Annotated in this window: 10 protein-coding genes; 8 read left to right on the top strand and 2 right to left on the bottom strand. The window is 70.6% G+C overall.

All coding sequences use genetic code 11. The features are described 5' to 3' along the window. Nucleotides 1-15 precede the first annotated feature (15 nt). The gene (locus tag AB0M08_RS26395) at nt 16-1,341 is read right to left on the bottom strand and encodes an AAA domain-containing protein (RefSeq protein ID WP_364498402.1); all 1,326 of its coding nucleotides are present in this window, start codon (nt 1,339-1,341) and stop codon (nt 16-18) included. 76 nt (nt 1,342-1,417) lie between these two features. On the opposite strand from AB0M08_RS26395, the gene AB0M08_RS26390 reads away from it, so the two are divergent. The 4 genes from AB0M08_RS26390 (at nt 1,418) to AB0M08_RS26375 (ending at nt 5,387) form a co-directional block, all read left to right on the top strand. Further along, complete coding sequence (locus AB0M08_RS26390) at nt 1,418-1,768, top strand: hypothetical protein (protein ID WP_364498400.1); 351 nt, start codon at nt 1,418-1,420, stop codon at nt 1,766-1,768. A gap of 128 nt (nt 1,769-1,896) precedes the next feature. Beyond that, nucleotides 1,897-2,286, top strand: a complete 390-nt coding sequence (locus AB0M08_RS26385; protein ID WP_364498397.1) for a YbaB/EbfC family nucleoid-associated protein — start codon at nt 1,897-1,899, stop codon at nt 2,284-2,286. 1,156 nt (nt 2,287-3,442) lie between these two features. Next, complete coding sequence (locus AB0M08_RS26380; RefSeq protein WP_364498394.1) at nt 3,443-4,111, top strand: hypothetical protein; 669 nt, start codon at nt 3,443-3,445, stop codon at nt 4,109-4,111. Nucleotides 4,112-4,439: 328 nt separating this feature from the next. Beyond that, nucleotides 4,440-5,387, top strand: coding sequence for an SDR family oxidoreductase (locus AB0M08_RS26375; protein ID WP_364498392.1), 948 nt, complete (start codon nt 4,440-4,442; stop codon nt 5,385-5,387). 27 nt (nt 5,388-5,414) lie between these two features. On the opposite strand, the gene AB0M08_RS26370 is transcribed toward AB0M08_RS26375, so the two are convergent. Then, on the bottom strand, nt 5,415-6,314 hold the full coding sequence (locus AB0M08_RS26370) for a hypothetical protein (RefSeq protein ID WP_364498389.1): 900 nt from the start codon (nt 6,312-6,314) through the stop codon (nt 5,415-5,417). A gap of 129 nt (nt 6,315-6,443) precedes the next feature. Between AB0M08_RS26370 and AB0M08_RS26365 the strand changes: the two genes are divergently transcribed. The 4 genes from AB0M08_RS26365 to AB0M08_RS26350 all read left to right on the top strand — a co-directional run bounded on the left by AB0M08_RS26365 (nt 6,444) and on the right by AB0M08_RS26350 (nt 13,943). Then, on the top strand, nt 6,444-10,841 hold the full coding sequence (locus AB0M08_RS26365; RefSeq protein ID WP_364498386.1) for an AAA domain-containing protein: 4,398 nt from the start codon (nt 6,444-6,446) through the stop codon (nt 10,839-10,841). A 339-nt stretch (nt 10,842-11,180) separates the two neighbouring features. Then, nucleotides 11,181-12,866, top strand: a complete 1,686-nt coding sequence (locus AB0M08_RS26360) for an EAL domain-containing protein (protein ID WP_364498383.1) — start codon at nt 11,181-11,183, stop codon at nt 12,864-12,866. 19 nt (nt 12,867-12,885) lie between these two features. Next, the gene (locus AB0M08_RS26355) at nt 12,886-13,275 is read left to right on the top strand and encodes a cupin domain-containing protein (RefSeq protein ID WP_364498381.1); all 390 of its coding nucleotides are present in this window, start codon (nt 12,886-12,888) and stop codon (nt 13,273-13,275) included. 203 nt (nt 13,276-13,478) lie between these two features. Continuing rightward, nucleotides 13,479-13,943, top strand: coding sequence for a MarR family transcriptional regulator (locus AB0M08_RS26350; RefSeq protein WP_364498378.1), 465 nt, complete (start codon nt 13,479-13,481; stop codon nt 13,941-13,943). The last annotated feature ends 33 nt before the right edge of the window (nt 13,944-13,976 follow it).

Here is a 13,976-nt window from a genome sequence, read left to right as displayed (position 1 = left end):
GGACCAACGGTAACCTTATCGACAGTTACCGGTGGGTGACGTTCGGTGTAAATGCGCAAGCATCGATTGATTCGCCTCCCATCCGTCCGGGAACTTGACCGGGACGTTGAGGTGTACCGGCTCGGTGGACGGGTGCGCGTCCAGCAGCTCGGCGATGCCGGAGCGGGCCACCACGACACAGGCGTGCCGATGGCGGGAGGTGAGCACGCAGAGCCGGCCGGACTCCAGGTGGAAAGCGGTGGCGTCGCGCCGGCCGGAGAGCGGGTGCAGCACCACGGTCAGGTCGTACTCCCGGCCCTGGAGCCGATTCGCGGTGTCGACCGTGATGCCGGCGGCCTCGGGCGGCAGATAGGAGCGGATGGCGGCGGCCTGGTCACGATGGGCGGCCCCGATGGCGATCCGCTCGGCGGTCAGCGGGCCGGAGCCCGACTCGGAGGTGGCGACTCCGCCCCGGGCCAGGGCGCGGGTCGCGAGACGGGCGCAGGATTCGGCGGCCTCGGCGTCCGTGCGTACCGTAAAACGGGCGGGAAGCCGGCGCAGACCCCACCCGGTCTCCGCCGCGGTGTCCAGGACCTCGTCGAGGTCGCTCGCGGCCGGCTGCTCGAAGAGCAGACGCCGGTCGGCCGGGCCGGTGCCGGACCGGAAGCCGGTGAAGGGGTAGAAGGCGCGGGCGACCACCGGGGCGGCCGAGGCGGGTAGCCGCCAGGAGACCGGCAGGCGGTGCACCGGAAGATCGGGATTGTGGCGGAGCAGGACGGCGACGGCACTCTGCATCGGGTCCCACGAGAGGCCGATCCAGCGGTCCACCTCGACCGTGGAGAACGGGTCGAGCTGGCCCGGATCGCCGACGAAGAGCGCGCGTTCGAAGCGGGGCGCGACGCGGAGCAGGGCGTCCGACCTCATCTGGTACGCCTCGTCGACGATCGCCCAGGGCCAGCTGCCCTCGGTGACCGTGGCCCACTTCGCGGCCGTGCCGATGGTGACCGCGGGCGTGCCGAGATCGCCGACCTTGGCCGCGACCCGGCAGTTCGGATGGTTCTTCACCCGGTCGGTGCGCTCGTAGTCGACGGCGGAGAGACGGCCGACGCCGACCTCGGGCGACCGCGTGCCGAGCCGCTCGATCAGGTCGTCCACCTGCTCGTTGGTCTGCGCCACGATCATCAGTGGGGCGCCGGCGCCGGCGAGCTCGCCGGCCGCGCGGACCACCAGCGTCGACTTGCCGGCGCCCGGCGGTGAGTCGACGACCACCCCGCGATGCTCGCCCGTCCGCAGGTCACGCAGGACCGCCGCGATCACCGCGGCGGCCTCCTCGGCCGGACTGACCGGCTGACTCGAACTCACTCCGGCACGGTAGCGCCCGCCCCCGACAGTTCTGTGCGACGACCCGGCACCTCCGATCGGTACGCTGCCCTCCATTATGGATCAGCGTGAATGGATCTGGCCGCCGGCGCTGCTGGCCGCGCTGCGGCTCGGCCGGCGGCTCGCCGTGCTGGTCCCGGCCTCGCAGCCGCATCGCTGGTCGTTCGTGCACATCGTGCCGAGCGGGTCGGCGGGTGACGCGATCCGCGCCGACCCGGGCCGGAGCTTCCTGATCACCCACTGGGAGTACGAGGCCGACCGGCTGGAGGGGTACGACCACGACCTCGGGGTGGCGCGGATCCGCAGGGCGGAGGCGGCCGACGAGGGTGAGCTGCTCGCGGTGCTGCGGGAGTGGCGGCTGCCGCCGGAGAGGTTCGGCTACTCCTGGGACACGGTCGATCCCTGTTGAAGGCGTTTCCGCTGGTAGCCAGGTTATCCACAGGGCTGTGGACATGCCGGTCGCGAGGTTGTCCACAGGCGTCTCCGGGATCTTGCCGGCGTGGCTAGCGTGAGGGCCGGTGCGAAGGAGGTGGCCTCGTGTTCGATCCGCGGGATCTGGAGGGCGCCCGGCGCTGGATCGATGACTGGCACGCCGGGATAGAGGTGCGGGCGCGGCGTACGCGGGAGCTGTCGGAGCGGCTGGCGCTGTTGTCGGGTACGGCGCGGAGTCCGGACGGGCTGGTCGCGGTCCGGCTCGGGGCGGGCGGCGAGTTGATCGGGCTGGAGCTGGGGGAGGGGAATCGCGGGCGGGCGCCGGCGGTGATCGCCGAGGAGATCCTCGGAGCGGTGCGGGTGGCCAAGGAGGGTTTGCTCCACGGGGTGACGGTGGCGGTGGCGCAGACGGTCGGTGTGGAGTCGGCGACGGGGCGGGCCGTGATCGCCTCCTATGGCTGTGGAGCTTCGGGAGAGGGCGCGCCGGGCGGCTGACTTCCGGCCGGTCGGCTTCGGTTTCCGGGGTGTTGTGGGCGCGCTTTCCGAACGGCTAGGTGGCGAGGTGCGACCTTTCAGATCCGGAGTGGGTGATAAAGCGTCCGATCAGGGCTTTACCGGTGGGATGGGAACGGTCGTTCGTGCCCCGAGGGGGAGGGCGGAAGCGGTGGCCGGGGTGGGCCGAGGCGGTGGCCGGTGGGCGGTCCGCGGCCGGTGATCAAGGCGGTGTGCTCGGGAGTCTTCCGGGGATGGCGGGCTGCGGTGGGGCGTGGGAGTGGCCGGAACCGGTGCGGTGCGGTGGTGGGATCCGGTGTGGACGTACGCCGGAAACGTGGTGGATCTCCGTTTCGCAACGCACAGTGACGGCGATGGCGGTTGCGATTTGCAGCGCTGAAGTGAGCGGGCGTCATTGTCGACGGGTAAAGGAGAACGGGCGACGCTCGCCGGCTTCGGTGTCCACAGCGGAATGCGGAATGTATTTAAGATTTCGTTGTCCGGGGGCGGCCGTCGGGGTGTCCGAAACCATTTTCCGGGCGGTCTCCGGCGCGGTGGTCAAGATCGATAATTCGTGACGGTTGGGGTGGGGGCGTGAGAGCGTTTGCAGGCGCGGCGGTGATCGAAATGCCCGGGTTCGGTGGGGCTGTGACGGGAATCTGACAGTGATGCTGTCTCGAGTTGCGCAGTGCGCAGGTGCTTGCTCGTACTCGGGCCGCTGAGCAGGGCGTGTGGATCTAGCTGCAAGGCGGATTCACCACGTGCAACGATTTGCGATTCGGCCGGCGAGGCGTGACGGATGATGCGTAAAGGATCTTCTGGGGCGGGTGAGTGCTGGTGGTGGAGTGTTTGATCACGGCCGGTGAAATGATGTTTGCCTCGCCGTCACCGATCCGAAATAACTTCGCGGTTAACTGTCAGTCGCGGGTGAATAGCGAAACCGTCCTGCAACTTGCGCGAGCGGTTCGCCGCGCAAGTTGCAGGTTTTGCTCTCCTCGCGCTCGGTGCTCCGCCGTCGTGGCTAACCGTTGATCGACATGCTCGATTTCATTCACAGTCGTTTTTATGATCTCGTTGCTAACCCCTTCCAGTCGATCATTGGAAGTGCAACTCTTCTAGCCAGCAGTGACGTCGGCATCACGGACGGTGGTGGTGGGGAATGCGTCCAGACGTTCTCGTCGGTCCGAGCGATTGGCTGGTCGAGCAGTTCGGTGACAAGGTCGCCGACGAGCTCTGGACCCGGGTGCCCGAGGCGTTGAGCACGGCGATCGACCGTGAAGTGCACGCGCACCCCGCCATGACGCAGACCGTGGAGCGGGTGCTCGCCAACCCCCGATGGGCCTTGCCGTACGAGGAGCTGGTGCTCTTCCTCGGCACCCTGCCCGGGGCGGAGATCATCAGCGTGCCCCGCTCGGTCTACCAACTGGTCCTGATCAACGGGCACGTCGTGGTTCCGTGGTGCTACGGGCAGTCCGCCCGGATCTCGATGCGCGACGCGGAGGTGGGGCGCTCGTTCGGGCGCCTCGCCCGGGAACTGCTCGGGCGTTTCGGCCCGCCGTGGCGCCGGTCGCCGATCGAGGCTCCGCTCCCGCTGGACGCCGTCGACGAACGCGAGGTCGCCAAGATCTGTGCGGCGATCGCCCGGATCGCCCCGAAGCCCGAGGTCGTCATCGCCGGCTACGCCGGAGCACCCAACCTGGGCCTGCTCCGCGCCTGCCTGGGCGAGGTCAAGTCCACCGACAACGGCACCCTGAACTGGAGCCACCTGGACGACCTGCCCCTCCCTCCGCCGGTGATCCCGCGCCCTCGTCGCATGCAGTTCCCCTAGCGAGGGCTGCCGCAGCCAGGCTCGGTGCCGGGTGCCTGCTTTCCGGCTGCCTTTCGGCTTTTCGGCTGCGTCCAGGTTCCGCGTGCTTCGGCGTGGCCTCATGTGTCCAGGCCCGGCGTGCTTCGGTGTGGCCTCCCGGTCCGGGTGCCGAGTGGGTCCGGGTGCCGAGTGAGTCCGGGTGGCGAGTGAGTCCGGGTGGCGAGTGAGTCCGGGTGCCGAGTGGGGCGGCGGGGATGGTGTGGGTGCGGCCTGGTCGTGGGGATTCGGGCTGCCTCGCGGGTGCGGCCTTCGGCAGGTGCGGTGGTGGTGTGTTGATGAAGATGAGTGGATGAGTCTGCGTGGGAAGTCCTATGTGGTTACCGGGGGCGGGCGAGGGATCGGGCGGGCGATCGTCGAGCGGCTTGTCGGAGATGGCGGCGCGGTTGTTGTGCTGGAAGCGTCCGAGGCCGCGTCGAGCTGGGTGGGAAGCCATCCGCGGCGAGATCGTCTGATGGTTGTGGTCGGGGATGCCGGAGATCAGGTGGTTGCCGAACGGGCGGCCGGCCTCGCGGCCGGTGTGGCGCCGTTGTGCGGGTGGGTGAACAACGCGGCGGTGTTTCCGGAGGCCTGGCTTCATGAACTGCCGGCGGCTGAGGTCAGGGCGCTCATCACGAGGAATCTCGACCCGGCGCTTGCGGGATGCGCGGCGGCTCTGCGGCACTTCCTCGGCGATGGCGATGGCGATGGCGATGGCGATGGTTCAAACCCCGGCGGTGGTGGTGTTGGCAGGGGTGGTGGGAAGGGTGGGGCGATCGTCAATGTCTCGTCGCATCAAGGGCAGCGGGCGGTGCGCGGGGCGCTTCCCTACTCGACGGCGAAAGCGGCGGTGGAGGGGCTGACCAGGGCGCTTGCGGTGGATTATGGAGGGTTCGGGGTACGGGTCAACGCGTTGGCCGTGGGGTCGGTGGTGACGGGGCGGGCGGAGGCGTACCGGGGAGAAGGGTTTGATCGGGAGATCGCTCGGCTTCAACCTGTGGGGCGGATGGGGCGGCCGGAGGAGATCGCGGATGTGGTGGCGTTTCTGCTGTCGGATGCCGCGTCGTTCATCAACGGGGCGATCATTCCGATCGATGGTGGGCGGTCGGCGATCGGGCTGGATCCCGAAGAGAAGGTGCCCGACCTGAGGCCGGGAGGGGCGACGGCGGATGGTCAGCCGGGTGACGCCGGGTCTGCGACGGCGGGTGGTCAGCCGGGTGACGCCGGGTCTGCGACGGCGGTGAGTGGCCGGCCTGGGTGACGCTGGGCTCGTGGTGGCGGTGAGTGGTCAGCTGGGTGGGGCCGGGCGGGTGGTGGGTGGGGTGATCAGGTGGGCGGTGGAGAAGGGCTCGGTGCGGGCGCGCATGTCGGCATATGCGGTGACCAGCAACGGTGTGCCGAGGACGCCATAAACGACATACAGCAGCACGCTCAGGACGGCCTGGAAGGTGGAGAGGATCGGCCCGGGGTCGGTCAGGCCGATGCTGGGGTCGGTGAGGAAGTCGGCGACCGAGGCCAGGGACTCGCAGGCCATGCCGAGGCCGAAGAGGGTGCCGGCGCGGGTGGCCGAGGCGCCGAAGTCGACGTGGAAGATCTGGAAGCAGCGGCCGACGCCGCGGCCGGGTTCGAGGAGTACGACGACCGGGAGGACCAGCAGGACCACGGCGAAGTAGAAGGCGGGTAGCACGCAGCAGAGGAAGGCGGCGCCGGTCAGTACGGCCGTGACGGCGTTCCAGCCGATCAGGGCGGGGATGCGGCGTACCGAGGTGGCCAGCGCCGCGCGGATGCCGGGCGGGCGGCCGGTGGCGACCAGGATCACGAGCTGGGCGGTGATCAGGACCGCGATGACGTGCAGCAGGAACGTGACCAGGGTGCTGGCCAGCATCAGGCCGGTGGCGGTGAGCGCGCCGGTGACCTCGGCGAGGCGGGTCGCGGTGCGGAGCGAGGCGAGCTCGTGGTTGATCGTGATCTGGACGGGGACGGCGACCAGGGCCATCGGTACGGCGGCGACCAGGTTGACCGCGAGGGCCGGGCGCCAGATCCGGGTCATCAGGGTGGTGCCGCGCTGCCACCAGCCGGTGAAGTCCGGGCTGATCAAGGGATCGACGGGCGTGGTCGGTGAGGCGGGTGACGGCTGCGACGGCCAGTAGTGGCCGTTGCCGTCGAGATCGGCCCATCCCCGCCTCATGCGTTTCTCCGGATTCGCCTCAAGATCAGCCGGGCGTCACGATACTGCCTCCGGTCGTCGGCCGGGAGCCTGAAAAAGGGCGGTGACCGCACTCACCCGCTCGCCGGGTGGAGCCCTAGACTTCGCGGAATGGAGTCGCCCACGACGATCCGGGACCGGGCTGTCGCGGTCGCCGACTACCTTCTTGCCGTCCGTGCGCAGATGGACCGCCCGGCCCGGACCGTGCCGTCGGACGCGCACTGGCTGGACGCGCTGCCGCAGCATCCGGACTGCCGGTCGGGACCCGGCGCCGACGGCACCTCGTGGCTGCGTGTCGGCCGGCCGGACCTGCCGCTGCCGGTCGCGGTCCCGGCCGCCCTGCGCCGCCGCCTGCGCGGCGAGATCACCGCGACCAGCGAGCCCGCGGTGGAGGCCGCCCCGGCGAAGACCGCCGGCGCCGATGCCGATAAATCCGAAAAATCCGGTATCAAAGACGTGGGTGCGGAAGGCGCGAGCGGCGTCGTGGGCGCGGAAGGCGCGAACGGTGCCGAGCGCACGGGCGGCGTCGGGGACGCGGGCGATGCTGAGGGCGCGAGTGGCACGGGCGGCGCCGAGGGCGCGAGTGGTGCGGAGAGCGAGCCGGAGGACGGCGGGGACGACTTCGAGACCTGGCGGGAGGAGAAGTGGCGGCCCTGGGCGCGGCTGAGCGAGTCCGCGGAACAGGCCCGGGACCTGCACCGGAAGCTGTTCGACCGGATGCATCAACTTGACATGGCCGCCAACACCACCGAGCTGGTCTGGGGGCACGGCCTGCTGGAGACCGTCGTCGACGGGGCCAAGGTCCGTTACCCGCTGATCGCCACCCCGGTGCTGATCGAGTACGACGCCGACCGCGCCCTGATCTCGGTCTCCCCGGCCGGACCGTCCCGGCTGCAGGTCGACGCGCTCGCCGGGCTCGACGAGCGCTATCTCACCCAGCTTCTCGGCCTGACCGGACCCGGTGGCACGGTCGAGGTGGACCTCTGGAACGACCTCGAGCGCCGCGAGTTCTTCGAGCGCGCCCTGACCCGCCTCGGCGAGGACCGTACGGTCGTCGTGCCCGGAGACCCGAAGCCCGAGGGCACCCACATCCGGGACACCGCGATCCTCTTCGCGCGGCCCCGGCAGCGGCAGCTCCGCGGCTTCCTGGAGAACCTGCGGGACCGGGCCTCGGCCGGCTCCGGTGGCGTGGGTGCGCTGGCCGCGATCCTGGCGCACGAGCCGAGCCGGCTGGCGATGCCGGACGACCGGCCGGAGGCCTGGCACCGGGTCGGCGAGCGGCTGCTCATGCCGATGCCGACCAACGAGGCGCAGGAGTCGATCGTCCGCCGGCTGGCCCAGCACCGGAACGTCGCGGTGCAGGGCCCGCCCGGCACGGGCAAGACGCACACCATCCGTAACCTGATCTGCCATCTGATGGCGAACGGCAAGCGGGTCCTGGTGGTCGCGCAGAAGGAGGAGCCGCTCCGGGTGCTCCGGGACGGCCTGCCCGAGGAGGTCCAGCCGCTCTGCCTGGCCGTGCTCGGGCGGACCACGGATCAGCTGATGCAGCTGCAGCTGGCCGCGCGGGAGCTCTCCGACCGGGCCGCCACCCTGGACAAGGACGCCGAGGCGCGCCGGGTGGACCGGCTCACGCACACGCTGGAGGAGGCGGAGCGGGAGCTGAACTCGGCGCTGGCCGGCCTGCGGCTGATCGCCGAGAGCGAGGCGGTGACGTACCAGATCGGTGGGGTGAATCTCCTGCCCGCCGAGGTGGGTGCCTGGCTGCGGGAGCGGGCGGCGGAGCACGGCGGCATCCCGGACCCGATCAGCGGGCCGGCGCCGCTGACCATCGAGGAGTTCGCGACGGTGCTCAAGCTGGCGACGCGGCTCTCGGCCGAGGACCGGGCGGCCGCGATGCGCCCGCTGCCGGAGATCCAGGATCTGCCGGACGCCGCCGAGTCCTCGGCGCGGCGGGCCGAGATCGCGGAGATCGAGGCGACTCTCTCCCGCCTGGCGGATCAGGGCGTGCAGAATTCCCGGGTACGCGCCATGGAGCCGGACGTCCTGGCCGAACTGCTGACCGAGCTCAAGGACGCCGTCGCGTGGCTGCGCCGTCGCGAGGGCACCTGGACCGACCGCCTCGGCCGGCTGATGCACGACCAGCACTGGAAGTCGCTCTGGGCCGACCACGTGGCCTCGGTCGAGGAGCTGCTGACCGAGCTCGCCGCGAGCGCGCGGGAGCAGGCCGGGCACCGGATCGTGGTGCCGGACCAGCTCGCGAACGAGCCGAAGATGCTGCTCGCCAAGCTGGGCGAGATCCGGCTGCGGTTCGAGGCGGGCAAGGGGCTGAACCGGCTGCTCCAGCCCGGCCTGTACCGGGTGGCCGACGAGGTCCGGGTGGACGGCGAGGGGCTGCGCTCGGTCGAGGACGTCGACCAGGTGGTCGCGTGGGTCCGCCGGATACAGTCCCGGCGGCGCCTCGGCGACCTGTGGGCCGAGTGGGTGGAGCGACTGCGGATCACCGAGCCGGCCGGTGGCTGGGGCGACCCGGAGGTGTGGTCGGGCGCGCTGCTCTCCGAGGCGGCGCACTCGCTCGAGTTCGACCTGCGGCGCTGGCCTTCGCTCGCGGAACGGCTGGCTGAGGTCGTACCCAAGAAGGAACTGGAACTGGATGCCGGGCGGCTGGCCGCGGTGACCGAGATGGTCGAGGGGGCCGCCGGTTTCCGGCGGTTGGAGCGGCTGCGGGCGCTGGATCGTGCGGTGGCCGACCGGGTGGCGCCGTGGCCGGAGTTCGCGCAGGCGTGGGAGACCCTCGAAGGCTGGGACGAGGCGATCGCCGAGGCGCTGCGGGTGATCCTGCTGCAGCCGGACGTGATGCGCTTCTCGGTCAGCTTCGACCGGCTGGTCAAGGCGGCGCCGGAGTGGGCCGCGCAGATCTCGGCCGGCGAGGTGCCCCCGGTCTCCGGCGTGGCCTGCCTGGACGCGTGGCAGTGGCGGCGGGCGCAGACCTGGTTCGACGGGGTGGTCGGCGACGTCGATCCGGCGGTGCTGGCCCGGCGGGTGGAGCGGGCCCGGACCCGGATCCGGCGGCTCACCGGCGAACTGGTCGTCGCGTCGGCCTGGCTGGAGGTGGCCCGCTCGCTGGACGACCGGCGGCGGGCGGCGCTGGCCGACTGGACCACCGCGCTCCGCAAGATCGGCAAGGGCACCGGGCGCAGCGCCGCGGTCTGGCAGGCGCACGCTCAGCGGGCGATGGAGTCCGCGGTCAGTGCGGTGCCGGTCTGGGTCATGTCGGTGGACCGGGCGGTCGAGCAGTTCGCCGCCGGCGCGACGTTCGACGTGGTGATCGTGGACGAGGCGTCGCAGGCGGACCTCTTCGCGCTGCCGGTGCTCTCGCTCGCCGAGCGGGCCGTGGTGGTCGGCGACGACCAGCAGATCGGGCCGCAGCTCGGCTTCGTCGGCTCGGTCGGCCCGCTGATCCACCGGCACCTGGGCGATATCCCGTCGGCGGAGCACTTCGACCCGGAGTCGTCGCTTTACGATCACGCGGTACGCCGCTCGCCGGAGCGGATCATGCTGACCGAGCACTTCCGGTCCGTGCCGCAGATCATCGAGTTCTCGTCGCGGAACTACTACGACGACAAGATCATGCCGTTGCGTGCGGACCGGCCGGTGCTCACCGCGATCCGGACCGTGTTCTGCGAGTCCGGGGTGCGCGAGCCGGTCCCGGGGTTCGGCGACGTCAACCGGGACGAGGCGGATGAGCTGGTCGAGCGGGTGACCAAGATAGTCGCGGACCCGCGGTACGACGGGAAGACGCTCGGCGTGATCAGTCTGCTGAGCAGCAGCGGGCAGGCGGCGTACCTGCTGGACCGGCTGCGCGACGCGATCGGCGAGGACGAGATCCAGGCACGGCGGATGCGGGTGGGTGACGCGTACACGTTCCAGGGCGACGAGCGAGACGTCGTGCTGGTGTCCATGGTGGTGTCCGACAATGATCCGAAGGTCGCGGCGTTCACCAAGCGCGACTACCACCGCCGGATCAACGTGGCCGCCTCCCGGGCCCGGGACCAGCTCTGGATCTACCACTCGGTGCGGCCGGGCTCGCTGCTCGCCGACGACGCCCGGGGGAAACTGCTGGCGTACGCGAGCAACCTCTCCGACGCGGACGATGTGGTGGACGGCGCGGCGCGTTGCGAGAACGACTTCGAGCGCGATGTGCTCAAGCTTCTGGTCGCGAACGGTTACCGTCCGATCCCGCAGTTCCGGATCGGCGGATACCGGATCGATTTCGTACTGAACGCGCCGGACGGACGGCGGCTCGCCATCGAATGCGACGGTGAGACCTATCACGGTCCGGAGCAGTGGGAGAGCGATACCCGCCGGCAATCGGTGCTCGAACGGGTGGGTAACTGTGTCTTCGTCCGGATTCGGGGCAGCGTCTTCGCGCGGGAGCCGGAGGCGGCCATGCGGCCGGTCTGGCAGCGCATCTCCGAGCTGGAGATCGCCCCGGCGGATGCCGCATGACGGTCACGCCACGCGCTTTTCCGGAAACGGCGTGTGCATGTGGACGGTCGGCTATTCGCATGACAATGCGGAAGGTTCTGTAGCGAATACGGGTAGTGACTGTCCGTCGTGGAGTATCGCGTGGTAATTCGGCGGAATTGCGGGGCAAGGGGGTCCGCCATTCGGTTGTTTCGGTAGGCTGGATGGGCGATAATTCCCTGCTCCTGGCCTTGCCTGCGGATTCGTCAAAACTTTGACTATGGCGTCCTCTGTTACTACGGCCCGGTGACAGGTCGTAATAGGTGAGGGGTCTTGGGTGTCGAGCGGAAACTGCCGTGCGCGAGGGGGAGGTGACGGCGGATGACTGTGCCCGAAGAACGTGAGCGCTGGTCGTCGTCGGCGCCGGCCGCCGCGCTGCCGGAACCCCGGCCGCCCGCCGAGGATCGCGCCGCGTGGTTCTCGTACACCGCCGCCGGCGACCAGATCGTCTGGTCGGCCGCGCTCTCCGCGATGCTCGGCCGGGTCCCCGCCGAGAAGGAGATGACCCGCCAGGTCCTCGCCCGCTACGTGCACCGCGACGACCACGCCACGGCGCTCGGCGGCATCACCGAGGCCTGGACCAGCCGGAACACCGTCCGTGTCACGGTCCGCCTGATGCGCGCCGACGGCGGCTGGTTCGACGTGGACTGCCGTCTCGAGCCGATGATGAGCCCGGACGGCACGGTCCGCGGCATCCGGGGCACGGTCCGCGACGTCACCGCCCGGGAGCGCGCCCGCCGCGAGGTGGCCCGGCTGACCCGGCGGGGCGAGACCGTGCAGGCCTCGCTGGTCGAGCCGGACCCGGCGACCGGGCTGCTGACCCGGGCCCGCTTCGCCGACGAGCTGGACCGCGCACTGCGCCAGGCCGGTGGCGCGCTGCTGGTGATCCGGACCCAGCTCATGGTCGACGAGGCCGAGGGGGTACGCCCGGAGCGCAACGCCGAGCTTCTCCAGGAGTCCGCCCGGCTGCTGGAGAGCCAGGCGCGACCGGAGTACCTGCTCGGGCGGGTCGGGCCGAACGAGGTCGCGGTCCTGCTCGCGGGGAGCTCCTGGCCGGTCGCCCGGAAGCAGGCGAACCTGCTGATCGAGATGCTGCGCACCGAGACCGCGGGACGGGTCTGGGGCGGGCTGGTCCGGTTCGCCGCCGATGCCGAGGCGGGCAGCCACGACCTGCTGATCGACGCGGAACAGGCCTGGCGGCAGTCGCGCGAGACGGACGTGCCGGTCACGCTGGTCGCCCGGCCGGTGCTGCTCCGGGACCGGCAGGGGTCGTACCGGAACCGGGTCGCGGACGCGCTCGGCACCGACCGGTTCACGCTCTACTCGCAGCCGATCCTGGAGCTGCAGACCAACCGGGTGACCCGGCACGAGCTGCTGCTGCGGGTCCTGGACGAGGCGGACGGCCCGCAGTCGCCGATCCACGTGCTGGACACCGCCGAGCGGCTGGACGCGGTCTACGACATCGACCTCTGGGTGGTGGAGCGGGCCATGCGGCTCGCCGCCGAGCAGTCCGGCGTCAGCCTGCAGATCAACCTCTCCGGCCGGTCGGTCGGCGATCCCCGGCTCACCGCCGAGGTCGAGCGGCTCCTCGCCACGTACGCGGTGGACCCGGCCCAGCTCACCTTCGAGATCACCGAGACCGCGCTGATCGGCAACCTCAGCGAGGCCCGCCGGTTCGCCGACCGGATCCGTGACCTGGGCTGCTCGCTGGCCCTGGACGACTTCGGCTCCGGCTACGCCTCCTTCCGCTATCTGCGGCTCTTCCCGGTCGACATCGTCAAGATCGATGGGGAGTACGTGGTCGACCTGGTGGACAACCCGCAGGACCAGGTGCTGGTACGGGCGCTCGTGCAGGTGTGCCAGGCGTACGGGATCCACACGGTGGCCGAGTTCGTGCAGGACGAGCCGACCCTGCGGATGCTGCGCGAGCTGGGCGTCGACTACGTCCAGGGCTATCTGATCGGCCGGCCGACACCGGTCTCGCCGGGCCGGTTGCGGAGCTCCTGACCTGGGTAACCGTTCCGGCATGGAACACTTCACGATCGCCACCGTCGCGGAGAAGAACCCCGACTTCCGCCGTGTCCTCTGGACCGGCGAGCACACTCAGCTCGTCATCATGACCGTCCCACCGGGCGGCGAGATCGGCGAGGAGGTCCACGAGGTGGACCAGATCCTCACCTTCGTCAGCGGGGCCGGCAAGGCGATCGTCTCGGGGCAGACCCGTGCGGTCGTCCAGGGCGACCTCGTGGTCGTCCCGGCCGGGCGCAAGCACAACTTCGTCAACGACGGCCCGAACCCGCTGGTCCTCTACACGATCTACGGCCCGCCGGAGCACGCCGACGGCGCGGTGCACCGGACCAAGGAGGAGGCGGACGCCCTGGAGGAGGCGGGGAAGGACGAGCCGCCGGCGAAGTGAACGAGCAGGCGTTTCACGAGCATTGGCGCACGACGCCGGAACCGGCCGAGGCCCCCCAGCCAGCCGGTTCCGGCGTCGTGTCGGGGTGGAAAGTCGTCAGGGCGTGGCACGCCCAGAGTGATCTGCCTCGCACAGAGTACCCGCTCAGGTTCACGCAAGTCGATCGATTCGGTGTCGGGTATCAGAACCACTAACCTTCCAGCATGGACGAGCCGCGCTGGTTGACCGAGGAACAGCAGACGGCCTGGCGGCGACTGGTCGAAGTGCTGGTCAAGGTGCCCGCCGCCCTGGACGCGCAGCTCCAGCGGGACGCCGGTCTGACCCATATGGGCTACCTCGTGATGATGACGCTCTCCGAGCGCCCGGACCGCCGCCTCCCGATGAGCCTGCTGGCCCGGCGAGCCAGCGCCTCCCTCTCCCGTCTCTCCCACGTGGTCTCCCGGCTGGAGGAGAAGGGCTGGATCCGCCGGACGCGCGATCCCGCCGACGGCCGGGTGCAGATCGCCGAGCTGACCGAGGCCGGCTGGGAGAAGGTGGTCGCCTCCGCTCCCGGGCACGCCGAGGCCGTCCAGCAGCTGATCTTCGACCGCCTCACCACGGCTCAGGTCCGTCAGTTGGCCAAGCTCGCCGAAGCGCTCGTGGATAACCCGGACGATCTACCTACCTGACCATGGGGCGGAGTGGCAGGGTTGTCCGCATCC

It is taken from the genome of Actinoplanes sp. NPDC051851, assembly GCF_040681165.1.
Lineage (GTDB): Bacteria > Actinomycetota > Actinomycetes > Mycobacteriales > Micromonosporaceae > Actinoplanes.
This window is presented reverse-complemented; position numbering and strand designations above follow the sequence as displayed.